The following is a 23,908-nucleotide window of genomic DNA, read 5'->3' as shown; positions in this document are numbered from 1 at the left end:
CAACGACACCCAGGCCCTTGCGCCAAGGAATCATAAGATGTCGAGCCCCTTCTACTACCTGCTTCTTGCGCCCTTACTCGGATGTTGTCTGATAGCCAACGGCGCGCCGCTGGATGAACCGCTCAAACCCTTGCCCGCGGTGCCCCAACAGAATCCCCTGCAAGTCGAACTCGGCCGCCGGTTGTTCAACGAGCCACGCCTGTCGGTCAATAACACCCTGTCGTGCGCCAGTTGCCATCGCCTGGAAGTCGGAGGCGCCGACACCCAGGCGTTTTCCATCGGCTTCAATGGCGCCCCTTTGACGATCAATACCCCCAGCGTCTTCAACTCAAGTCTGAATTTCCGCCAGTTCTGGAACGGCCGCGCCGACACCCTGGAAACACAAGTTCACGAAGTGGTGCAGAGCCCCAGCGAAATGGGCAGTCATTGGGAGCATGTCGTTCAGACACTGACCGCGGACCCAACTTACAAAAGCGCTTTCGCCCAGGCCTACCCTGACGGCGTGACCATGAACAACGTGCAAAAAGCCCTGGCCACCTATGAGCGCACGCTGATCAGCGCCAACTCGCGTTTCGACCAATACCTGCTGGGCAATACCGAGATTCTGACGATCGAGGAGAAGTACGGTTACCAGCGCTTCAAGGACTATGGCTGCATCGCCTGCCATCAGGGGGTCAATATCGGCGGCAACATGTTCCAGAAATTCGGAGTCATGGGTGATTACTTCGAGGTCCGAGGCAACCCCACCGAAGCCGATCTAGGGCGCTATCTGGTCACCAAGGCTGAAGAGGACCGCAACGTGTTCAAGGTTCCGAGCCTGCGTAACGTCGCCGTGACCGCGCCGTATTTTCACGACGGCTCGGCCAAGACCCTCGAAGACGCGGTAGACGTGATGTTCAAGTTCCAGCTCGGTCGCGTGCCCTCTGACAAGGACAAGACCTTGATCATCAAATTCCTCAAGACCCTGACCGGTGAGTGGGGCGGTAAACCTTTATGAAAACATACCACCGTCGCAACCTCTTGTTGCTCAGTGGAGTGGCCTTGTTGCTGGCCTCGACACTGCTGTTTCTGTACCTCAAATCAAGCTCCGACCAGACCTCGACGTACGCCGAGTCCCGGGACCTGATCGGCCGGATCAAACAGTTCGACGCGCAATGGGAAACCGAGATTCTCAAGGCGCGGATTGCCATCAGCCACAATTACGATCCCTTGGTTGCACCGCTGAACGAGATGACGCAGTTGTGGGAGCAGTTCGAGACCATGGAGTCCAGCCACGGCCGCACCGACTCGCCGATCTGGCGTGTCAGCCATGATGCTTACCATGCCGCCATACAGGAAAAAACCCGGCTGGTGGAGCAGTTCAAATCCCACAACGCGGTGCTGCGCAACTCACTGGCGTTTTTGCCCACTGCCGAAGACGACATCCAGGAACCGCTTGCCCAACTGCTCGACGAAGACAAACTGCAACTTCAAAACATCGCCACCGACACCTACGACTTGCTGCTTAGCAGCCTGGAGTTCGCCCAAGTCGCCTCCGATGACAAAGCGGCCGATATCCTGGTCGGGCTGAACAAACTGCGGGTGAACAAGGAACGATTGCCGGAGCAGTTTCATAGCCCGATCGATGTTTTGAGCAATCACATCGCGTTGATCCTGCGAGAACAACCCGTGGTCAATCGGCTGCTGGAAAACATCGAAGCCGTTCCTGTGGCCGCGCGGCTGGACAACATCACCAGTCTGCTGAACCAGGATCAGCAGCAAACCGATGCAGCCAACCGGCGCTACCACTTCTACATGCTGGTGTTTTCGACGCTGCTGGTGATGGTGCTGGTGTACCTGGCCATTCGCCTGATGCGCAGCTTCGGGGAGATCAATCGGGTCAACAAAGCCCTGCAAACCGCCAATGACGTCCTCGAACAACGGGTCGAAGAGCGCACCCGCGAACTCAAGGATACCCAGAGCGAACTGCTCGACACCGCGCGCCAGGCGGGCATGGCTGAAATCGCCACCAACGTGCTGCACAACGTCGGCAACGTGCTCAACAGCGTGAACATCTCGGCCGACCTGGTCACCCGCAAGCTGCGTAGCAGCAAGGCTCAAGGATTGGGCAAGGCGATGCAGCTGATCAACGCGCATCAAGACGACCTGGGCAATTTTCTGACCCAGGACGAAAAAGGAAAACTGCTGCCCGGCTATCTGAATCAACTGGTGGAGGCCATCGCCCTCGAACAGCAAGGCATGACTGACGAACTCGCACAACTGAGCAAAAGCGTCGACCACATCAAGGACATCGTCGCCACTCAGCAATCCTACGCGGGTGCCAACAGCCTGATGGAGCCGCTGCACATCAGCGAATTGCTGGAAGACGCCCTGCGGATGAACGCCGGCGCCCTGACCCGGCATCACGTCACGGTGGTCAAGGAGTACGGCGACGTACCGCAAGTCATGGGCGACAAGCACCGGTTGCTGCTGATCCTGATCAACCTGATCAGCAACGCCAAATACGCCATGACCGACCTCAGCAACCGCCCGCGGCAAATGACCCTTGGGGTGAAAGTCGTCGAGGACACGATCCTGCAAATCAGCGTCAAGGATGACGGCGAAGGCATCGAGCCGGAGAACATGACGCGGATCTTTGCCCACGGCTTCACCACCCGCAAGGAAGGTCACGGCTTCGGCCTGCACAGCTGTGCGCTGGCCGCGATCGAGATGAACGGCCATCTCACCGCCCACAGCGACGGGCCGGGCAAAGGGGCGCTGTTCACGTTGCAGATCCCGTTGAAACCCGTCATGGAGGAAGCATGAGCGATCTTTCCAACCGACGCATTCTGCTGATCGACGACACGCCCTCCATCCACGAAGACTTTCGCAAGATCCTCACCCCGACATCCGCGCAGCATGCAGAGCTGGACGAAATGGAGGCCACGCTGTTCGGCAGCGAAGTGAAATCCAGCCACCAGCTGTTCGAGCTGGATTCGGCCTATGGCGGTCAGGAGGGGCTGGGCAAACTCATCCAGGCATTACAGGAAAACCGTCCCTACGCGCTGGCCTTCGTCGACATGCGCATGCCTGAGGGCTGGGACGGCGCGCAGACCATCGAACACCTGTGGCAGAAAGACCCGCTGCTGCAAGTGGTGGTGTGTACCGCCTATTCCGACTATTCCTGGGATGAACTGCTGGAACGCTTGCACGCCCACGACCGCCTGCTGATTCTGAAAAAACCGTTCGACAACATTGAAGTCCAGCAGATGGCCAACACCCTGCTCACCAAATGGGAAATGACCGAACGGGCGTCCATTCAGATGAGCCATCTGGAGCATCTGGTGGATCAGCGCACGGCCCAGTTCAAGCAGGCCAGCGAAGCGTTGCAGCGGGAAATCGACGAGCGCAAACAACTGGAAAGCCAACTGGTGCAGTCGGAAAAACTTGCTTCGCTGGGGCAACTGGCGGCAGGCGTCGCCCATGAAATCAATAACCCCATCGGTTTCATTTCCTCCAACCTCGGCGCCCTCGATGGCTACTTCAAGCAACTGCAGGACATGCTCGATGCCTATCGGGAGGCGGAAAACGCCATTGGCTCAAGCGAGGTCATCGACCGTCTCGTTCAATTACGTGAACGGGTGGAACTGGACTTTCTGCGCGAAGACATTCCGCTGCTGATCAAGGAGTCCAAGGAAGGCATCGGCCGTGTCGGGCAGATCGTCAAAGACCTGAAGGACTTCTCCCGCGTCGACTCCAATCAGGAATGGCAGTGGACCAATCTGCAACAAGGCATCGAGTCGACCCTGAACATCGTCGCCAATGAACTCAAGTACAAGGCCGATGTGGTGAAGGAGTTTCAACAGCTGCCCGACATTGAATGCCTGCCGTCGCAAATCAATCAGGTGATCATGAACCTGATCGTCAACGCGTCTCAGGCGATGGGACCGGAACGGGGCACTATCACGCTACGCACCGGCCTTGAAGGTGAAACGGTGTCGATCGAGATCGCGGACACGGGAATAGGCATCGAACCGGACAACCTGCAGAAAATATTCGACCCGTTCTACACCACCAAACCGGTGGGCCAGGGGACAGGGCTCGGGTTATCCCTGTCCTATGGCATCGTGAAAAAACACCGGGGCGATATTTCGGTGCGTAGCGAAGTCGGGGTAGGCAGCACCTTTCGGGTCGAGTTGCCGGTGCGGCAATCGAAAGCGGCTGTCTGACCGATTGAGCCAGGAATCAACTTCAATCCGGGCTTTTTTCGTTTTTTCCCCAGGCGCAGAATGCCTGACACAGCACTTTTCTGTAGGAGCAGAGCTTGCTCGCGAAGAGGCCATCACATTCAGCATTGATGTTGGCAGACACACCGCTTTCGCGAGCAAGCTCTGCTCCTACAGGGATGGGTGTACCCAGGTGTTCCACCGTGCTGCAAACAACCGAGTCCGAACCCAAGGAAACCGTATGAGCCTGTCCCTCCTGAGCCGTTACGCCTTCTTTGCCGTGTGTGTGATATTCACCCTCGCCAGCCTGCCCTTTCTGCAACACGACTGGCTCTGGCCGATGACCGCCGTCACCGGTGCCCTCAGCCTGCTGGGTCTGTTCGACCTGTTGCAAAGTCCTCATGCGGTGCGCCGCAATTATCCGATTCTGGGCAATATTCGTTATCTGGTGGAGGGCATTCGCCCGGAAATCCGCCAGTACCTGCTCGAATCCGACAGCGACGCCCTGCCCTTCTCCCGGGCCCAGCGTTCTCTGGTCTATTCACGAGCCAAGAATGAAAGCGCCGACAAACCCTTCGGCACCTTGATCGACGTCTATCAGTCAGGCTTCGAATTCATTGGCCACTCAATGCGTCCGGCGCCGTTGAGCGATCCGAGCAGTTTCCGCGTGACGGTCGGCGGCCCGCAGTGCACCCAGCCGTATTTGGCGTCGGTGTTCAACATCTCGGCCATGAGCTTCGGCTCCCTCAGCGCCAACGCCATTCGCGCATTGAACCAGGGCGCCAAACTCGGCAACTTCGCCCATGACACTGGCGAAGGCAGCATCAGCGCCTATCACCGGGAGAACGGCGGTGACCTGACTTGGGAACTGGGCAGCGGCTACTTCGGCTGTCGCACCGCCGATGGCCGCTTCGACCCGGAACGCTTCGCCGCCCAGGCACAGAATCCGCAAGTGCGGATGATCGAAATCAAGATGAGCCAAGGCGCCAAACCCGGCCACGGCGGCATCCTGCCCAAGCACAAAGTGACGCAGGAAATCGCCGAAACCCGCGGCGTCCCGATGGGCGAAGACTGCATCTCGCCGTCACGCCACAGCGCGTTTTCCACGCCGATCGAACTGATGCACTTCATTGCGCAGCTGCGTGAACTGTCCGGCGGCAAACCGGTGGGCTTCAAGTTTTGCCTGGGCCACCCGTGGGAATTCATGGGCATCGCCAAGGCCATGCTGGAAACCGGTATCCTCCCGGACTTCATCGTCGTCGACGGCAAGGAAGGTGGCACCGGCGCCGCGCCTGTGGAGTTCACCGACCACATCGGCGTGCCGATGCGCGAAGGTCTGCTGTTCGTGCACAACACACTGGTGGGCCTGAACCTGCGGGACAAAATCAAACTCGGCGCCAGCGGCAAAATCGTCAGCGCCTTCGACATCGCCAGCGTCCTGGCCATCGGCGCCGACTGGGCCAACTCCGCGCGCGGCTTCATGTTCGCCATCGGCTGCATCCAGTCGCAAAGCTGCCACACCAACAAATGCCCAACCGGCGTCGCCACCCAGGACACCCTGCGCCAGCGTGCCCTCGTGGTTCCGGACAAGGCGCAACGCGTGTTCAACTTCCACCGCAATACACTCAAAGCCCTGGCCGAAATGCTCGCCGCCGCGGGGCTCGATCATCCTTCGCAGCTGTCGGCCAAGCATCTGGTGCGACGCATGTCGGCGACCGAGATCAAACTGTTCTCGCAGTTGCATGTGTTTTTGAAACCGGGGGAATTGCTGACCGGTGAAGTGAATGGCGAGTTTTACTCGCGGATGTGGCAGATGGCGCGGGCGGACAGTTTTGAGCCTAATGAAGTGGCTGCCGCATAGACCGTGTTTGCGCGCGGGAAATGTAGGAGCGAGGCTTGCCCGCGAAGAATGCACCGCGGTTTTTCAGGTATTACGCGTCATCGTTCTTCGCGGGCAAGCCTCGCTCCTACAGATTTCGCCTTAACTGACAGGCATTAAGGCTTGCCGGCGAAGGCGTCCTTAAGAACGCCTTCGCCGGCAAGTCGGATCGCCGCACCGCTGGCTCCTACGAAAAGCGGTTCACTAGCGTTGGCCTCCCCCCGGATGAACAAGCGGGCCTCACTGTCCCCCGCCTTTAGCGTCAGCACCTGTTTCCAGTGTTTGGGAAACAATGCGTCATGTTCAGGACGAGCGTAGCCCGTTACCCACCAGATCCGCCTGGCTTTGAGTTTCAGGGCCGAAAAATCGTTGAATAGAACCGAGTGCAAGGGACGGGGGATGAGTGCCCACCCACCGTATTCTGCGGTTCCCCAAAGGGCGCCTGTCGGTGTTTTGACCACGTACAACCTCGGCTGAATGCCTGTGGGGTTGTAGTACGTGAACGGCAAGTACCAATACAGGTTATCCACAACGATCTCGTCCCCCGGACGAACTTCGCGACCAAGACCTGCGACCACGGCGTCCAGCCTTGCGTCCTTGCGAATGCTTGTTCCGTTCATCTCATCCGTTTGTGCATAGACCGCCGAAAGCCCGTGTACTTCTGCCAATAAAACCAAAGCCATGGCGACAGCGGCGAGAACGGCGTGGCGTTGGCTCCATGTATCCAGCGCGAGTGCAACGATAAGGGGTAACGCGGCGGCGGCGAACACCAGGTATCTGGCGTTGAATACCGGCACGATCAGCGACACCAGAAAAATGGTCAGCACCGGCACAAAGAAATAGCCCACCAGCAAGACGCTGAAAGGTCGCTCATCGCGAGCCTTGAGCAGCACCGCAGCGGCACAAACGACGATCAACACCGAGGGCAACGCACGCCATAAGGATGAGTAACTGGCCGAATCCCCCATCATCACCAGTTGCCAAACGAAGGTCAGCGCTGTTTGCCAGGTGAGCGGCGGTATCCACTCGAGCCCGTCCATGCGCAGCAATTGATCGATGAAATGAGGAATCCAGGGCAGGTACAACACAACGATTGCGCTGTTGGCCACGACCCACGCGCGAAACGATATTGCCGTGGGCCGACCGCCGTCTCGCACTCGCCACCAACAAAGCCAATGCACCAAAACGCACAGCGCGGCGAAGTAATGCGTGTAGAAAGCAGCCGCCATCAGCAGCACGTAAAAAACCGGATAACGCTTTTGATCCGGTGCCTTGATCCACCACACCAACGCCACGGTCGCGCCCATCAGCCAGAAGCCGAGCAAAGTGTACATTCGCACTTCCTGGCTATAACGCACTGACATCGGCAGCAACGCCAACAACAATGCGGCTATCCATGTCGCCCTTCGCGTCGTCACCAGACTCATCAATTTGATACACAGTAACAGCGTGCCGACATCGGCCAGTGCACTCAGGGAACGCGCAGCAAACACGCCATTGCCGAACAGCAACATCCAGAAATGCAGCAAGAGATAGTAAAGCGGCGGATGCACATCCCGCGCTGTCGTGGCCCAGATAAACGCAGGCGAACCCTCAGCCAGCAGCAGGCTATAGGCCTCGTCGTACCAGATGACCGGCACGGTGATGGAGTGAAACCTTGCGAACAACGCGATGGCTACCACGATCACCAGACCTGCCTTGTCGGCCACCCGGGATGAAAAAATTTGGGGAAGAATCATCGATGCGCTCACCAGCTGATCATCCTCATGGCTCACCACTGAAGCGTGGTGATCGGGGTCGGCTCTTTCATGACGATAAAACCGTAATCGCCCAACAGATAGATGCGATAGAACTGGCTCTCCACCAGTGGTGGATAATTCTGGTAACCGACCAGGGTGGCGTTGCGCCGCTCCCTTTCCGCGACCACATTGGTGATGCCCGCCTTGGGCAGGTTTTCAGCCAGCATGAAAAAGTCGATGTTCAGCAGATAACGCAAGACCGGCATCTGCTTGAACGAGCCCGAGGCCGCCACCAGCCAGTGATCGAAGTCACTCACCGCCATGTAAATGCGCTTGGCCTCGCGCAATTGCCGATGGGACGAGATGTCGTGCCCCAGGGAAAACAACGCGCTGGATGCAAATGTGTTCTGCATCGTCAGCACGCGGCCATAGGCGAAGGACAGCGAAAGCATGGCCAACAGAGGCACCGCCAACAGCATTGGCAGCCGCTCATGAATGAACGCCAATGCCAGATAACTCAAATAGAACAACAGCACCAACAGGACCGCAAACCCCATCAAGGTTCTGGCGCCCTCATTGAAGTCGCGGAAAAACAGCGCCGTCCCTGACACCAGCAAGGTCACGACCGGCACTGTCAGCAGACACACCAGGCCCATCACGATTTTTCTCAGCCCGGTGTCGTGGCGTTCCATCACGTTCCGGGCCAGCCGTACACTGCCCACAAGGGCACACAGCAGCAGTGCGGTGAACACCCAGGCGAATCCACCGTGAAACAGCAGCATGACTTTTTCCAGCACCCGGCCGATGTTGGTTTCAAGTTGCAGCCAGGGCGCTGCCGCCCAGTTCAACAACAGCGTTCGATTCTGATTCATGTACGGATAAGCCGTGACGCTGTAGATCAACCCACCGAGCCCTGCCTGGGCGATTTTCCAGCCGATCAATTCGTACCATTGCCGCCAGGCCCACTTGTCATTCGCGCCCCTGAGCAGTTCCAGGCAGCACAGCCCCAGAAACACATTCAGGCTCACCTGATAGAGCCCCAGCGCCAGCGCAATCAGGAAGGCCGGCACCAGCCATTGCAGAATGCGCGAGGGATGACGAAAAGTGATCGCGTAAATCACCGCCACCAGGCTCATGGCAATGGTCGCCCCGTCATATTGATAAGACAGGTTCTGCAGGAAGAACGGGTTGTACCAGAGCGGCAACAGCACCAGGCAGCAGGACATTGTCGGCTGCGGGTAGTAATGGAACGTCAGGCTGGTCAACGCAAAAGCCATGGCCAGCGTGGCGATCAACAGCGGTAAAGGAAAGATGTTCGGTGCGCCATCGCTGAACGTCAGCAGGTTGTAGAACAGCTCGGTGAACAATCGCCCCTGCCCTGCCCAGGCAGTACCGGCCGACAGCGACCGCCAGTTGTCATCGATGTAGGGATAGTCGGCGAGGATCAGCGGAAAGACATAAACCAGCGTCGCGATCAAAAAAAACAGCCAGACCTGACGACGCCCGAGCTCTCTGCTGAAAAAGTCGCCCAGTCTACCCATGCTAAAGCCCGATCCGGTCTTTGCCGCCGATGACGTCCTTGACCACATAACGGGGTCGATGCTTGGCCTCGATGTAGATGCGGCCGACATACTCACCGAGGATGCCGATACCGATCAGTTGGACACCGCCGAGAAACAGAATGGCCGTCATCAATGAGGGATAACCGGGGACGCTGTTACCGAAGAAAATCTTGTCCAGCACCATGTAAACCGCATACAGCACCGCGAAGATCGAAATGCCGCCTCCGATGTAAGTCCACAATCGCAACGGCACCGTGCTGAACGAGGTAATGCCTTCCAGCGCCAGGTTCCACAGTTTCCAGCCATTGAACTTGCTGCGTCCTGCCACTCGCCGGGCCCGCTCGTATTCCACCACCGCCGTGGTGAACCCGGCCCAGGACAGCACGCCTTTCATGAACAACTGATGCTCGGGAAGCGCGCGAATCACATTGACCACCTTACGGTCCATGAGCCGGAAATCCCCGACGTTCTCTTCGATCCGGGTGTAGGAAATTCTGTTCAGCAGATGATAGAAGAGCGAGGCGCTGTGGCGTTTCAAATAACTGTCACTGTCACGATTGCGGCGTTTGGCGAGCACCACATCGGCGCCTTTTTGCCACTCGGCAATCAACTGCGGGATGACGCTGATCGGATCCTGCAGGTCCACATCCATAGGGATCACCGCATCGCCAGTGGCGTATTCCAGCCCGGCAAACAACGCCGGCTCCTTGCCGAAGTTGCGCGAGAAGTTGATCAGCAATACCTGTTCATCGACCTGTGCCAGCGCCTTGGCCTGCTCAGCCGTCCGGTCGGTACTGCCGTCGTTGATGAACACGATCTCGACTTCACACGGATCAAGTTTCAATTCGCGACGCACCGCCTGATAAAACAGACTGATCGTCTGCTCTTCGTTGAATACCGGAACAATCAGCGAAACTTTCACATTTCACACTCCTGAAAAACGAAGTGTAGATGTTCGACAGACCGCCATCAGGGGACGTTCTGGTGCGCGAGCTGCCCGGCGGACCGACGGACACGCCCTCGCGATTCGTTCGCTATAGACCGCTGAGACATTCGGTAATATCCGGTCTTTTGCAATTACCGGCGAATCACGCCACCCTGCGCGCCCCTCACTCCTACCCAACAACCCCGTTCAAGAGCCCGCCGTCATGACGTTTGAACGCGATCACCGAATCGACTTTTTTCGCGGCCTGGCCCTGATCTTCATCTTCTGGGATCACGTGCCACAAAACCCGCTCGCGCAGTTCACGGTGCGCAATGTCGGTTTCAGCGATGCGGCGGAGATTTTCGTGTTCCTCGCCGGATACGCGGCCGTGCTGGCCTACGGTAAAATCGCCCGGCGCGACGGCTTCATGGTCGCCACGGTGAAAATTCTGCGACGCGCCTGGGTGCTTTATGTGGTGCATATCTTTTTACTGGCGCTGTTGATGGGCATCGTGTTTTTCGCCAACAGCCACGTGGAAACCCGCGACTTGGTACAGGAAATGGGCTTGCAGTATTTCCTCAGCAATCCGCAGCAGGCGTTGATGGATGAGTTGTTGCTGCGCTTCAAGCCGAACCTGATGGACCCATTGCCGCTGTATATTTTGTTGCTGCTCGGCCTGCCGCTGGTGCTGCCGATGCTGCTGCGCAAGGCTGAATACGTGGTGGGGTTGTCGGTGGTGGTGTATCTGCTGGCGCCCTGGCTTCAGTGGAACCTGGCGGGCACCGACGGTGGCGTGTGGTTTTTCAATCCGATGGCCTGGCAGCTGCTGTTTATTCTCGGCGGCGCGGCGGCAATTCGCGGGCAAAAGCCTCGGGTGGCGCAGCCTCGAGCGCTGACTCGGCAGCCGGTTTTTATCGCAGCGCTGAGCTATCTGATGGTGACCGGGCTGGTCGCGCTGTCGTGGAAGTGGCCGACCGTGCACGAGGCCTTCATGCCACAACGGCTCGGCGAATGGCTCTATCCGATCAGCAAGACCAACCTCTCGCCGGCACGCCTGCTGCACTTCCTCGCCCTCGCCTACGTCACCGCCAAGCTGTTGCCGGACACGGGCTGGACGCAGAACTGGCTGGCGCAGCAAAGTTGTCGCATGGGTCGTTACTCGCTGGAGGTATTTTGCCTTGGCGTGTTGCTGGCGCCGTTGGCGGACATGCTCAACGCCTTGGGCGGGAACGCACTGGCGATGCAGCTATTCAGCGCACTGCTGGGGGTCGGGATGATGGCGTTGCTGGGAGTTTGGCTGGATTTCAACAAGCGGTTGAATCGGCCGATATCCGTGGCAGCCGTTTAACGTCAAAAGATCGCAGCCTTCGGCAGCTCCTACGCCGACCGAGTACACCCGCAACATCGCGGATGTACACAAATCCCGTAAGAGCTGCCGCAGGCTGCGATCTTTTGATCTTCCATAATGCAAAAGCCTCGATCATTCAGACCGGGGCTTTTGTATTTCTGGCGTTACAGACTCAAGAAGCCGAACGCACCGCACCTTGCGACACATTGGTCGGTTGCAGCTTGAACACGTAGAACAACACCGTCAGCAGCACCAGGAAAGCAGGCCCGACATACAGCGCCACGCGAGTGTCCGGGAAGTACGCCATCAGGCCAACCACCAGCACCAAAAAGGCCAGTGCCAGATAAGAACTGACCGGGAACAGCCACATCTTGTATTTCAGGCCGGCACGTTCGCTCGCGCTCAGGCCTTTGCGGAACTTGAGCTGGGCCAGCAGGATCATCACCCAGGTCCAGATCGCGCCGAAGGTGGCAATCGCGGTGACCCAGACAAAGACTTTCTCCGGCACCAGATAGTTAAGCAACACGCCCAGCAGCAAGGCACCGATCGACAGCAGCAGCGCACGACGCGGCACGCCGTTGTTCGAGGTTTTGGCGAAACCGGCCGGGGCCTGGCCGTTCTGCGCCAGGCTGTAGAGCATGCGCCCGGTGCTGAAGATGCCGCCGTTGCAGGACGACAGCGCAGCGGTGATCACCACGAAGTTGATGATGCCGGCGGCAGTCTTGATGCCCAGACGCTCGAAGGTCATCACAAACGGGCTGCCTTGGGTGCCGATTTCGTTCCATGGGTAGATCGACAGAATCACGAACAGTGCGCCGACATAGAACAGCAGAATCCGCCAGAACACCGAGCCGATCGCATTGGGGATGGTCTTCTGCGGGTTCTTGGCTTCACCGGCCGTCAGGCCGATCATCTCGACGCCAAGGTAGGCGAACATCACCATTTGCAGGGACATCAACACGCCTTGCACGCCGTTAGGCATGAAGCCGCCGTGGGCCCAGAGATTGGAAATCCCTAGCGCCACGCCGTCGTTGCCGAAACCGAACGCGATCACGCCGATGCCGCCGATCACCATTGCAATGATGGTGACGATCTTGATCAGCGCGAACCAGAATTCGAACTCGCCGAAGGCTTTCACCGCGATCAGGTTGATCGAGCCCATGCTGATCAACGCCGCCAGGGCCCAGATCCAGCGCGGCACGTCGGGGAACCAGACGCCCATGTACACCGCCACCGCGGTGATTTCCGCGACGCAGGTCACCAACCACAGGAACCAGTAGTTCCAGCCGGTCAGAAAGCCTGCCAACGGGCCGAGATAGTCTTGGGCATAACGGCTGAACGAGCCGGCGACCGGGTTGTGCACGGCCATCTCGCCGAGGGCGCGCATGATCACCAGGATCGCCAGACCGCCGATGATGTAGGAGAGCATGATGGCCGGTCCGGCCATTTCGATGGCCTTGGCCGAACCCAGGAACAGGCCGACGCCGATACAGGCGCCGAGCGCCATCAAGCGAATATGCCGTTCGCCGAGTTCGCGTTTGAGCGGACCGCCCTGAGCGGTTTCGCCGTGGGGCAGGTGATTGCCGACTGGCATAGGTACAACCTCGTCTTGTTATTGGATATGACCACCGAGTGTCGAAGCGTCGGCGGATAAGCCTTGGCTTGCAGGAAACCGCGCTGCTTCGTGGGCAGAGCGCGTCTTGCAGGGCAACCTGAAAGATCAGCGGGGCGTCAGTATAAAAACCTTGATGCAGGTTTTTTCACTCTATAAACCACAAGATTCAGCGGGAGTTGTCGCGAAGAAGCCAGTAGACCCGTCGGATCAACTGGCGAATGTAGGAAAACTCGCCACTGAAAACGGCGGCGAGTATTGCACAAGGACGGTGCAGTGACGTTTTTACCTTATGTTTTTTAGCTGTAACGAAGGCTGGTTTGCCCTCCCGGGGCTATGCGGGGACGGCCGCGGGAGTGTCGCTTCGCTGCGCGGTTCTGGCGACTACTTTCACCGGTTTGGCACCGGTCTTCACGATATGCGCTTCGGGATACGCCCTGACGATCCGGGTGGGGTCATCAAACCAGCCAGGATCATTTCTGGAAAAACTGTGGATGACCGGCGCGCCATACTGAGCCTGGTAGTGCATTGTCCACTGACGCGCTGTGCGGTCATATTTCATGTAGGAAAATCCGGTCAGTACCGTATCGGCGTTGCCGTTCTGATCATAACGCACGCCATAATCCGGAAACTCCATGGCAGCACTTTGTCCCCACCCATGTTCATGAGCGGGAAGGTCGATGTATTGAGCCGCTTCCTTGCCGGATTCGACATGGCGCACACGCAGAGAATTTTCTGCCATCTGATCCACCGTAAATGAACACCCACTGAAACTCGGCGTGAAGACGTGGTCAGCGTCCGCCCATCCTGGATGAGCAGGAATATCCGCATAGCCGCCCTGTGGAACCCAATAACCGTGTACCGAATCAAGTTGACCAGGCAACTCGCCGGCCTTCAATTCCACCACCTTCAAGGCATTGAACTCTGTTTTCACCGCGCCGGAAGTCTTCATTCGCAGCATGGAAAAAATCATCGTTCCCCCACCTTCCTTATTGACCAATTGCGGGTCCACGTTGGGGAAACTTGACCAATGCCTGGGATTGAAAAGGTCACTGTTTATCGCCAGCTTGCCGAACTCCGAGTCCGACAACGCTTGGTGAATATCGGTCGGGCTGGCGGTATAAGGAACGTCTTGAAACTTGCCCCAATAGCGCGACAGATGGAGGACGTCCTTGCGCCCCACTACTTCAATGACGGGCTCCGACAAACCGTTTGGCAAGCGCTCGCGCGTAACAGGCGAACGGATCCAAATGGCTATGGCAGGGGTTTCAGGAGCCGGTATCTCCCCCCTGAATTCGCCGGAATGCAGTCCATCGACCCCGTCGGTGACATTGCCGCCGCGTGTTGACAACGGTTGCCATTGATCCGGCGCCACTTGCCAGAGCCTGGTGCCGTGCACCCGATTGGTAGCCGGATTGACAATGATGACGTCCGTCAGACCGCCGCTCAGGGTGAAATCATTCCTGATCCAATACACCGCCTCTTTGCCGGTTGCATCAATGTTGCGGATGTAAAAGCGCTCCCCGTCGGCACTTCGAAAAATACCGTGGGCATTGGCTTCCAGACCGGCGATATCTGATGGCTTGACGGCGAAAGCACTCAAGTCCTTGTTGTCCAATCCCCCAAGAACGAAGCGGCCAGGCTTTGGCCGAAAATCGCCCGGGGCGCCATAAAGCCGATTGTTCACAGGATTGTAGTGATACCACTGTTCGTTTTTTAACACGCCCACGCCATCGATACTCTGCTCTCCTATCTTCCAGGTACCTATCAGCGTCGGTCCGTGCTCTATACTTAACGCCTGCAATAAACCGTTGCTGTCCGCAACTCCCCGCAACTTTATGATTTGTTGCAGCCCTCGGGTTCCCAAGAACTTGAGCCCACTGCCCAGAAGCAGGCCCAGATCGCGCAACGCGTTCACCGGGTTGAGTTCGGTAATGACGACTGCTCCTATTATTTTCGCTGCCTTGAGTGTTTTGCTAATGGCTGAGGCTGTCGTGGCACCGATCTTCGCTAGTTTTGCAGTGACACTTGCCCCGGCGGTCACGAACCCCAATACATCCAGGAATAGATCCATTGCGCCGTCGACATAGTTGCCTTTTATGAAATTGGTAATGGCTGACTTGAACGGGATCAGGTCAACGACGAAATCAATAACCTTCTGCATGACCGCGTCTTCGCGGTCTTGTGTGGTCAGGCCTTTGGCTGCCTTCAAAATGTCCTCATTGTCCAGATCGAGATGTTGAACAAAGGCCTCGGCGATCAGTTGGGTTCTCTCGCTCGAATAACTGGCGAGCAGCAATGAGCTGTTTTGCGGTTGTGAGGACAGCTCTGCGGCTTTCGCTTTGTCAGCTAGGTAAAAGGGTTCGATGGTGTACTGGATGCTGGGGACAAATGGGTCGACGCGCTGTATCGGTGCTGCTGGATCGTAGGGTTTGCTATCGATAACCCCCCGCTTCAAATCAATTTCATAGAGTGTTGTGTCGACCTTCACAGTCAGGGTGTTGCGTGTGGATATCAGGTTTTTGCCGAAAAAACCCATGCTTAACCTGTAGGTCTTATGCTGATAGAACGAGACGTTGCCATATTCCAGATTTTTTCTGTCCTCCAGCGGCAACTCGGATATCAGATGTTTTACGGTCAGGCGGGCACCTTCCTTGAGGTTGCTGACAGCACTGTCAAATCGAGCCTGGAAGGTGTCTCTCACGCCGAGTTCGAGAGGTGCATTGATCTCGCCAAGAAGGGGGCGCAAGCGTGGATCGCGAGTAGTCCATCGATAATAAGGAGGCCCTCCCATCATGGCGATGTCCAACAGGGAATATCTGCCATTGAGTGTCGGGTTCAGCGAGACGGAAAAATCGCTGGGATCTATCGCAACTTCCTGCTCCAGAAGCCGCTCTTCAAAAGGAATGTCACCTTTAAACTTCGACTTGAGCCTGGCCAGCGCGATGTCTTTGCGACTTGGAATCTGGCTGTTCAAAAGGATCAAAGCATTGAGCCGATCGGTCAGTTGCTGATTGAATTGCGTTTTCACCTTTTCTAATTGGGTGCTGGTGTAACGCTCCTCGTATTGTCTTTCTATCACACCATTGACGACGCCCCAGTCCGCCAACGCGATTGCATGGACCTGTCCGGTAACTTCCGGGTCGATCAGCGCGGCGCTTTCGGCGCTAGCCATGACTTGGGCAAACGTCATGTACGGCACCTTTCCGGGTGTGTGCGCTTCGATCGTCCGCGCAGCGACAGTCAGGTTGAACCATGCCGTGCTGCCGTATTTCAAGTTGTCGGGTAAATCCTCAATGAGAAACTCGGGCGCCTTCCAGGCCAGCACCAGGGACGCGGTCAATCCGGCCAATCCACGGCTGCTCGCGCTTGTTTTAATCAAGTAATCAGAAAGCTTCCTGAACACCGCCGAGGCAGGTTTGCCCCAGTGTTTATGATTTACCAGATCGAAACCGGCGACCATGTTGAACGAGGGACGATCAAGGGGGCCTTGATTCAGCACCAACTGGATGCCGGCCATCGCGTATTCGTTGACGCTGACATCTGTGGCAATCCCGTTCAAGCGGTTTTCTACCGCCTCCCCCAGGGCCTGACCACGCGGGCTGGTGATGAGTGTTTCCAATGCCGAGGGCGGATCCAGAAGTGCTTCATTTGACAGTGGCTTGTCGTAGTTCAAAAGGTCCAGTATTCCCAGACCCGGTGTCGAACTGTTGTCGAGGCTATCCAGATAGCGGCAGGCGGCGTCTAACGCTTCTTGCTTTTGAGCGACAGTCAGAGGAACCGGCCAGGACAATGCTCCGCCAAAATTGCCAAACAAGTGCGGCGAAACCTTTTCGACTTCCAGGTAGGCTGAAACCTTTTCGATTTGATTGTTATCAGATGACGAAAAAGCATCAGCAACGGATTCATTAGATTCAAACATTCGATCTTCCCTGATGGATTAAATTGAATCGAAAGTAAATAACAAAACCTCACCAAAGAAAAAGCCATCAAGCATTACCAAATACATGTATTACCAATTACATGATTTTGATTTTTTATGTTACCCACTTCAAACACCCCAATTAACCTACCCATCTGCAGAATCATTTAAAGATTGGTTGCACACTTGGACTTTGCTTTTGCAGAGCTTACTGGCTTACTGGCATCAAATTAACTTATAAAAGGCTACAACATGTCTGAGCAACGAGACGCTGCGCCGCTGCCTGTTCAAAACGCTGATAACAATCAGACCCTGCTTGCCGAACATATTCGGATCGTTAAGGCGGCAACCCCATTGCCATTGCTGGATATGTCGAAAGAAAACCTGAAGATGTTGAAAAACTGCAGTCCTGACGCACCGGACTGGATAAAACATGCGTCGGCGCAACAACGTGCTGAAGCGAGGCATTTGGTTGAAGAAAGTATTACGGCCCATACGGCGTTGAATAATTTAATGGCCGTGATAAAAACACCGCACGACTTTGCGGCGCCATTACTGACCCAAGCGATTAAATCCCGGTGTGGGCTCGACCTCGATGTTTACGAGGTGATGGTGGATTTGTCGTTCGAAAGCGATTTTCATACGTCGCATGTTTCGCCCACTACGCTGCTGGAGGCGGCGCTGCACAACAGCCGGGAAGATAAACGACACGTATTTTTTTTCACGCCCCAGTGCTACACCCAAGAAACAGACGGCACGCGGAAAAATATCGGGCTTGATGTCCACACGTTCATCACAGTGTGCAGATCGCTCGATCTCGGGAAACAGTATCAGGCCCATATACAGCGTGCCTTGAAATGGAACGAGGCCCAAGCGAAAAAGCAACTGAGTGTTCTATTCATCAACTATCAGAAAGCGGCTCTCAAGGCAGTAGCTTTTATCGCATTGTGCAAAGGTGATATTCAGCCGAAACACCATGAAGCATTGATGTCCGTAATAAACACAAATAACGAAGCCCATATCGATGGAAAACCAGTCTGGTATCGCGGTTTGAGCTTCAATGGCAGACCGTTACACAGCTGCATCGTATTCGAAATTGCCGATCCGGACGATGGAAGTGTTCTGGACGATATCCTGCCAATCTTTGCCGATTACGACAGGAATGATTTCATTGCTTATATCCCTGACGATCCCGCTCATCCGATAAAGCACTATGCATCCATCAAGGAATTCAAGGAACGGCTGATCGAACAGTTCGTGAACCGGCAGGAGGCTGATGCGCCGGAAAGCCCCTCGGCTTATCAAAAATTCTTTAGTCGTTTCAGCAAATACCGGGATCGTTCCGCGTTCTTTTCCAGCTTTGTTGAAGAACACCTTGCGACGGTTGCCGGTAAACCACGATTCTGGGATCAACCGATTCGTCAGCAGAAGCAGCATCCCGACTTCAAATTGCAGTTACGTGCGCGCGACCCCTCGGGTGATCCCTGGACGCAGCATTTTGACCTGTGGGCAAAACTGTATGAGGACTTTGTCTTGCGCACCTTTCAGGATGCCGGCGACGTGGTCGTGTCCAACGCCGATGCCGATGAACGCGATGGGCAATCGTTGCTCGGTATTTTCCTTGAAGTAGGGTTCGCCACTCTGAATCTGCTGTCTTTCGCCATACCGCCATTGGGGGTGGTGATGCTCGGTATTTCGGCGACTCAGTTGATGGAAGAGGTCGTGGAAGGTGTCGTGGAACTCAGCGAAGGTGACAAGCAGGCAGGCTGGGCACATATCACCGACGTGCTGCTGAACCTGGGCATCGCGGTTGCAACACTGCCTGTGTTTTCGGCCATTCATTCAGAATTCGTACCGATTGAAACATTGGGTGGGCAAAAGCGGCTATGGAAGCCCGACCTGACGCCCTATCGCAGCGAAGTGTCGCTGGAGGGGCTGGTGCCTGATGCCCTGAATCAATATCAGATTCAGGGCAAACACTATGTTCAGGTCGAAGGTGGCGTTTATGAGAGGGTCAATGAACCCGCCACCGGTCGGTCGCGCATTCACCATCCAAAGAGACCGCAAGCCTATCAGCCGATCATCGAGCAGGATCGCGCCGGCGAATGGCAGCCTGTGCTCAAGCGCCCACCGAAAGCCGCCCCGCCGCAGGCACGCGGTTTCAGCAACCAGGACGTGCGCCGCATGGCGGTCAAGGTCAAAGAGATCGCGGGCCTCTCCCCTTCTTCAAAAGGCATCTACCGGAGTGCCGACGGACAACGGTTTTATATTCGCAACATCGACGCGAAGGGCAAGATCGGCGTGTATCGGGTCAGAAATGACTTCAATCTCGGCGCCGAGATCGTCGATGTGACGATTGTCGATCCGCACACCAATCGAACCACGGGACGCAGGCTCTGGCAGGCGGCGCCTGATCAATGGCAGCCATTGTCGTTGCGCGGTGGGGAGAACGCCGAAGTCACGACTGAAACGGAGGCAGCCGCAGCTTCCTCGCAAGCCAAACCTGTGCCTGAAGTGCCCGCCAGGCCCGTTTGGATTCGCCCGCCCTTCAACCGCGAGCGCTTGCCGAACGGGCTATGGGAACCGAAGATCGAAGTGGTTGCGGCCAAGGACGTATGGGTTCTGTCCTATGAATGGGGAAAGATTGAATACGTTCCCTATTCAACCAGAGCCACCTACATTCACCGAGCGCTGTCGGCTCCGGAGTTTGGCACCCTGTCCATCAGTGGTGAACTGATGAATCCGCTGACCGGGCAATATTCACGGGAGACTCGTCCCTTCGACATCCCTTCGCAACTCGCACACAAACAAGGTGGCGGCGAAATGATGTTTTCCATGCAGCGCATGACTCACTCCGCAGCGCCAGGGGGTGAGTTCAATGCGCTGAAGGTTGTGGATCTGGCCGCCGGCGAGTTGCCAGGCCAGGCAGATACGGTAAGGGGATATTGGGCGCCGCAGGGTGGTTACGTGGATATTCCGGTTCACCCGCAATGGGCTGAGCCCGACCATGTCTTCACGCCTTCATTCAGCGGATGCTCGCTGGTGGTGGATCAAATGGACGAAAACGTTCTGCGTGTACGGCATGTCGAAGGTGGCAAGGAAGCGGCGCAATACAACGACTTGCCCGCTCACGAGCATGGCTGGGGGCTGAGCACCGCCATGGAGTATCCGGATTACGGACTGCTGAACGATGAAAACGGCAATGCCTACATGGTTTTGACCGGGTTTGCCTACCTCAAATATGACCGTGAAGCGGGCAAATGGACACTTCACTATCAATCCGTGCGGGGCGCACCGGTGATTGCCCGTTATTCAAAAAGCGAACCCGGCTGGTTCGACAAACCTGCCAGAGAGGTCAAGGTTTTTTCACGAGAAAAGGTCATCAAGACTGATTCCAAAGTGGTAAAAACCGTCGCCGTGTCCATGGGGCATCGCAACGCAGACCTCGCCATCCCCGCTTGAGCGGCGAGTTCCCGTCAAGGGCGGAGCATTTCAGTGCTTCAATGCTCGCGCCCTTCACAATTCCCTCTCCCATCGCCAACCACCGTCTAAGCTTCAAACAAGTCCGATCAATCTGCGTGAATGGATCAATCGACTATGGGCGCTTTGTGGCAAACCGATTCGAGTAAAACTGTGGTTCCGACTGAACGAGTGGATGAAGCGCCTTTACCTGAGAAACCCCGTCGTTCCCGGCACGGCTGGGGGGCTTTCTGGTTGCTGCTGCTGATTATTGTGATTGTCCTGGGCCTCGCCGCGGCCAAGGAAATGCGCACCTCCAAGTTTCAGGCCCGGGAAATCAGCCAATATGCCGCCTCGCTGAAGTACGAGCTGCAGCCTGGCCCCAGCGACGCCATACGCTACCCTGGCGCAGGCCCTTTCGATCAGCGTTTGGGTTATAGCGCCATGGATGAGTTTCTGACGCGCCTGCTCAAGCGCAATTACGTGGTGGCGGCACAAACCCGTTTTTCCCCGGCGCTGATGAAGTACAGCGACAACTTTTTCGTGCCCTATGCAGAGAAAATCCAGGCCGGGCTGTCGATCACCGATTGCCGCGCGGCCCCGCTGTACCAGTTCAAATATCCACAACAACTCTATTCAAGCTTTTCGGCGATCCCGCCGGTGGTGGTCAGCAGTTTGCTGTTCATTGAAAACCGCTTTTTGCTCGATTCCCGCCAGCCTTTGGCCAACCCCGCCGTGGATTGGCCACGGTTCGGCATGGCGGCGTGGTCCCAGGTGGCCAAGTTGTTGCGCCTGCCCGGCCAGTCGGCGGGCGGCAGTACGCTGGCCACTCAGCTGGAGAAATATCGACACTCGCCCGATGGCTTGACGGTGTCGGGGGCGGAGAAGATCCGGCAGATGATTTCCGCCAGCGTGCGGGCCTATCAGGCGGGGCCGGAAACCCTCCAGGCCCGGCAAAATGTAGTGCGTGACTACCTCAACAGTGTTCCGCTGTCGGCGGTACCGGGCCACGGTGAAGTGCATGGCATGGCCGAAGGTTTGCGCGTCTGGTACGGCGCCGATTTCAACCAGGCCAACGAACGGCTTGCCAGCACCGACACGGATCCGAAAAGTCTGTCGGAAAAAGGCCTGGCCCTGCGTGAAATGCTGTCACTGATGATCGCTCAACGGCGCCCTTCCCATTACTTGACCAAGGGTCGTGATGAATTGGCCAGTCTCACCGACAGCCATATTCGCCTGTTGTCTCAGAACGGCGTGATCGATGCGCCACTCGCGGCAGCAGCATTGGCCAGTAAGGTGACTTACCGCGACTGGGCCACGCAGCCCACCATTCAGCCCATCGAAACCAACAAGGGCATCAGTGTGGCGCGCAGCCGTCTGGCCGGGTTGCTCAACCGTCCGCTGTATGACCTCGACCGCCTCGACCTGTCTGCCACCAGCACCTTGCAAGGCGAGCTGCAAACCCAGGCCACCGCCTACCTCAAGCACTTGGCGGACCCGGTCTATGCCGCGGAAATCGGCCTGATTGGCGAACGCCTGCTTACACCCACCAGCACCACGCAGGTGCGCTACAGCTTCACTCTGTTTGAACTGACCCCGGACGGCTCACGGGTGCGGGTGCAGACCGACAGCACCGACCAGCCGTTCGACATCAATGAAGGCAGCAAGCTGGAACTGGGCTCCACCGCAAAAATGCGCGTGCTCACCACTTATCTGCAAGTCATCGCCGAGCTGCACGAAAAGTACGCAGAGTTGAGCGTCCCTGAACTGAAAAAAGTCGAGGTCCCGGACCAGGACCGTCTGAGCCGCTGGGCCATCGATTACCTGATGCAGAACAAAGACCGCAACCTGCCAAACATGCTGAATGCCGCGCTGGATCGCAAATACTCCGCCAGCCCTGGCGAGGCCTTTTTCACCGGGGGCGGGCTGCACACGTTCGTTAACTTCCGCAAGGAGGACAACGGCCGCCTGCCGACCCTGCGCGATGCCATTCGTGAGTCGATCAACCTGCCGTTCATTCGGCTGATGCGTGACCTGGTGCGTTACAGCACCTATTCCGGCCCAAACAGCAGCGCCGAATTGCTCAAGGACGATCGCGACCCTCGACGTCAGGAATACCTGGCCTCATTCGCCGACCGGGAAGGGACCTCATTCCTGCTGAAGTTCTGGAAGAAGTACCGCAACAAGGATACCCAGGCGCGGCTCGAAACCTTTCTCGACGGCATGCGCCCGACGCCGATTCGCATGTCCGCCGTGCATCGTTATCTATTCCCGCAGGCCGACCAGGAAAGCTTCAACACCTTCGTACGCTCGCACCTCAAAGGCGCCAAGCTCAAAGAAAAACTGACCGATGAACGCCTTGAACGTCTCTACTTGAGCTACGGCCCAGGCAGCTACGATCTGCCGGACCAGGGCTTCATCGCCAAGGTTCACCCGCTCGATCTGTGGCTGATCGGCTACCTGTTGAACAACCCGGACGCCAAGTTCAGCCAGATCGTCAAGGCCAGCCAGTTCGAACGCCAGGAAGTCTACAGTTGGCTGTTCAAAAGCCGCCACAAGGGAGCCCGTGACAGTCGGATCCGCACCATGCTGGAGATCGAAGCGTTCCTGGACATTCACCAGCGCTGGCAGAAAGTCGGTTACCCGTTCGATCACCTGGTGCCGTCACTGGCCACCGCCATCGGCAGTTCCGGCGACCGTCCGGCAGCCTTGGCGGAACTGATCGGCACCATCCTCAATGACGGTGTGCGGATGCCGACGCTGCGCATCGACAGTTTGCACTTCGCGGCCAATACACCGTACGAAACCAAACTGATCAATGACCCGGACGTCGGCAAACGGGTGATGCCGTCCGAAGTCGCCACGGCCATGCGTGAAGCCTTGTCGCAAGTGGTGGATGCTGGCACGGCCAAACGTATCTCTGGCAGTTTCACCCTGCCCGATGGCAGACCGTTGGCCATGGGCGGTAAAACCGGCACCGGTGATAACCGCATTGAAGCCGTCGGTTCGGGTGGACGGATTCTCAGCTCGAAATCGATCAACCGCACCGCGACCTTCGTGTTCTACATCGGCGATCGTCACTTCGGCACGATGACAGCATTCGTGCCCGGACGATCGGCCGAAACGTTCAAATTCACGTCGGCATTGCCGGTGCAGGCGCTCAAGGGCATGGCACCGATCCTGATGCCCTACCTGCAACCGGGTAGCCATGTCGCGTGTCAGCCCGTGCCGATATCGCGACTGTGAATTTTTGCGCA

Annotated in this window: 13 protein-coding genes; 8 read left to right on the top strand and 5 right to left on the bottom strand. The window is 57.0% G+C overall.

Features of this window, described 5'->3' with window-relative positions; translation table 11 throughout:
- The first annotated feature begins 37 nt into the window (after positions 1–37).
- The 4 genes from NHU87_RS14890 (at position 38) to NHU87_RS14875 (ending at position 6,066) form a co-directional block, all read left to right on the top strand.
- Positions 38–997, top strand: coding sequence for a cytochrome-c peroxidase (locus NHU87_RS14890; protein ID WP_253549854.1), 960 nt, complete (start codon positions 38–40; stop codon positions 995–997).
- Positions 994–2,805, top strand: a complete 1,812-nt coding sequence (locus NHU87_RS14885) for a DAHL domain-containing protein (protein WP_253549851.1) — start codon at positions 994–996, stop codon at positions 2,803–2,805. Before NHU87_RS14890 ends, NHU87_RS14885 begins: the two co-directional genes overlap by 4 nt.
- A complete protein-coding gene (locus tag NHU87_RS14880) occupies positions 2,802–4,208 on the top strand; it encodes an ATP-binding protein (RefSeq protein WP_253549848.1) in 1,407 nt (468 codons plus the stop codon). The genes NHU87_RS14885 and NHU87_RS14880 overlap by 4 nt, the downstream gene beginning before the upstream one ends.
- Positions 4,209–4,446: 238 nt before the next feature.
- Positions 4,447–6,066: an FMN-binding glutamate synthase family protein gene (locus NHU87_RS14875; RefSeq protein ID WP_253549845.1), complete on the top strand. Its 1,620-nt coding sequence runs from the start codon at positions 4,447–4,449 to the stop codon at positions 6,064–6,066.
- Between the two features lie 134 nt (positions 6,067–6,200).
- On the opposite strand, the gene NHU87_RS14870 is transcribed toward NHU87_RS14875, so the two are convergent.
- Genes NHU87_RS14870 through NHU87_RS14860 form a run of 3 tightly spaced genes read right to left on the bottom strand, consistent with a single transcriptional unit; the run spans position 6,201 to position 10,307 of the window.
- Positions 6,201–7,823 (bottom strand): glycosyltransferase family 39 protein, encoded by a 1,623-nt coding sequence (locus NHU87_RS14870; RefSeq protein WP_253550091.1) that lies wholly within the window; start codon positions 7,821–7,823, stop codon positions 6,201–6,203.
- A gap of 32 nt (positions 7,824–7,855) precedes the next feature.
- The gene (locus tag NHU87_RS14865; RefSeq protein WP_253549843.1) at positions 7,856–9,364 is read right to left on the bottom strand and encodes a glucosyltransferase domain-containing protein; all 1,509 of its coding nucleotides are present in this window, start codon (positions 9,362–9,364) and stop codon (positions 7,856–7,858) included.
- Position 9,365: 1 nt separating this feature from the next.
- Positions 9,366–10,307: a glycosyltransferase family 2 protein gene (locus tag NHU87_RS14860; protein ID WP_253549840.1), complete on the bottom strand. Its 942-nt coding sequence runs from the start codon at positions 10,305–10,307 to the stop codon at positions 9,366–9,368.
- Between the two features lie 226 nt (positions 10,308–10,533).
- On the opposite strand from NHU87_RS14860, the gene NHU87_RS14855 reads away from it, so the two are divergent.
- On the top strand, positions 10,534–11,658 hold the full coding sequence (locus NHU87_RS14855; protein ID WP_253549836.1) for an OpgC family protein: 1,125 nt from the start codon (positions 10,534–10,536) through the stop codon (positions 11,656–11,658).
- A gap of 172 nt (positions 11,659–11,830) precedes the next feature.
- On the opposite strand, the gene NHU87_RS14850 is transcribed toward NHU87_RS14855, so the two are convergent.
- Positions 11,831–13,252 carry an amino acid permease gene (locus NHU87_RS14850; protein WP_253549822.1) on the bottom strand — a complete coding sequence of 474 codons (1,422 nt, stop codon included), beginning with the start codon at positions 13,250–13,252 and terminating at the stop codon, positions 11,831–11,833.
- Between the two features lie 106 nt (positions 13,253–13,358).
- On the opposite strand from NHU87_RS14850, the gene NHU87_RS14845 reads away from it, so the two are divergent.
- Positions 13,359–13,550, top strand: coding sequence for a hypothetical protein (locus NHU87_RS14845; RefSeq protein WP_253549819.1), 192 nt, complete (start codon positions 13,359–13,361; stop codon positions 13,548–13,550).
- Between the two features lie 54 nt (positions 13,551–13,604).
- On the opposite strand, the gene NHU87_RS14840 is transcribed toward NHU87_RS14845, so the two are convergent.
- Entirely contained in the window at positions 13,605–17,192 is a 3,588-nt protein-coding gene (locus NHU87_RS14840; RefSeq protein WP_253549816.1) for a hypothetical protein, read from the bottom strand.
- A gap of 252 nt (positions 17,193–17,444) precedes the next feature.
- Between NHU87_RS14840 and NHU87_RS14835 the strand changes: the two genes are divergently transcribed.
- Both NHU87_RS14835 and NHU87_RS14830 read left to right on the top strand, forming a co-directional pair.
- Positions 17,445–20,654 (top strand): dermonecrotic toxin domain-containing protein, encoded by a 3,210-nt coding sequence (locus tag NHU87_RS14835; RefSeq protein ID WP_253549813.1) that lies wholly within the window; start codon positions 17,445–17,447, stop codon positions 20,652–20,654.
- A 135-nt stretch (positions 20,655–20,789) separates the two neighbouring features.
- Positions 20,790–23,897 carry a transglycosylase domain-containing protein gene (locus NHU87_RS14830; RefSeq protein WP_253549810.1) on the top strand — a complete coding sequence of 1,036 codons (3,108 nt, stop codon included), beginning with the start codon at positions 20,790–20,792 and terminating at the stop codon, positions 23,895–23,897.
- Positions 23,898–23,908: the final 11 nt, after the last annotated feature.

Source organism: Pseudomonas mandelii, assembly GCF_024138395.1.
Classification (GTDB): domain Bacteria; phylum Pseudomonadota; class Gammaproteobacteria; order Pseudomonadales; family Pseudomonadaceae; genus Aquipseudomonas; species Aquipseudomonas mandelii_E.
This window is presented reverse-complemented; position numbering and strand designations above follow the sequence as displayed.

Excerpts from the sequence above, each read along its gene's own strand:
- NHU87_RS14890 (WP_253549854.1), top strand. The coding sequence starts at position 38 with ATGTCGAGCCCCTTCTACTACCTGCTTCTTGCGCCCTTACTCGGATGT.
- NHU87_RS14885 (WP_253549851.1), top strand. The coding sequence starts at position 994 with ATGAAAACATACCACCGTCGCAACCTCTTGTTGCTCAGTGGAGTGGCC.
- NHU87_RS14880 (WP_253549848.1), top strand. The coding sequence starts at position 2,802 with ATGAGCGATCTTTCCAACCGACGCATTCTGCTGATCGACGACACGCCC.
- NHU87_RS14875 (WP_253549845.1), top strand. The coding sequence starts at position 4,447 with ATGAGCCTGTCCCTCCTGAGCCGTTACGCCTTCTTTGCCGTGTGTGTG.
- NHU87_RS14870 (WP_253550091.1), bottom strand. The coding sequence starts at position 7,823 with ATGATTCTTCCCCAAATTTTTTCATCCCGGGTGGCCGACAAGGCAGGT.
- NHU87_RS14865 (WP_253549843.1), bottom strand. The coding sequence starts at position 9,364 with ATGGGTAGACTGGGCGACTTTTTCAGCAGAGAGCTCGGGCGTCGTCAG.
- NHU87_RS14855 (WP_253549836.1), top strand. The coding sequence starts at position 10,534 with ATGACGTTTGAACGCGATCACCGAATCGACTTTTTTCGCGGCCTGGCC.
- NHU87_RS14850 (WP_253549822.1), bottom strand. The coding sequence starts at position 13,252 with ATGCCAGTCGGCAATCACCTGCCCCACGGCGAAACCGCTCAGGGCGGT.
- NHU87_RS14840 (WP_253549816.1), bottom strand. The coding sequence starts at position 17,192 with ATGTTTGAATCTAATGAATCCGTTGCTGATGCTTTTTCGTCATCTGAT.
- NHU87_RS14835 (WP_253549813.1), top strand. The coding sequence starts at position 17,445 with ATGTCTGAGCAACGAGACGCTGCGCCGCTGCCTGTTCAAAACGCTGAT.
- NHU87_RS14830 (WP_253549810.1), top strand. The coding sequence starts at position 20,790 with ATGGGCGCTTTGTGGCAAACCGATTCGAGTAAAACTGTGGTTCCGACT.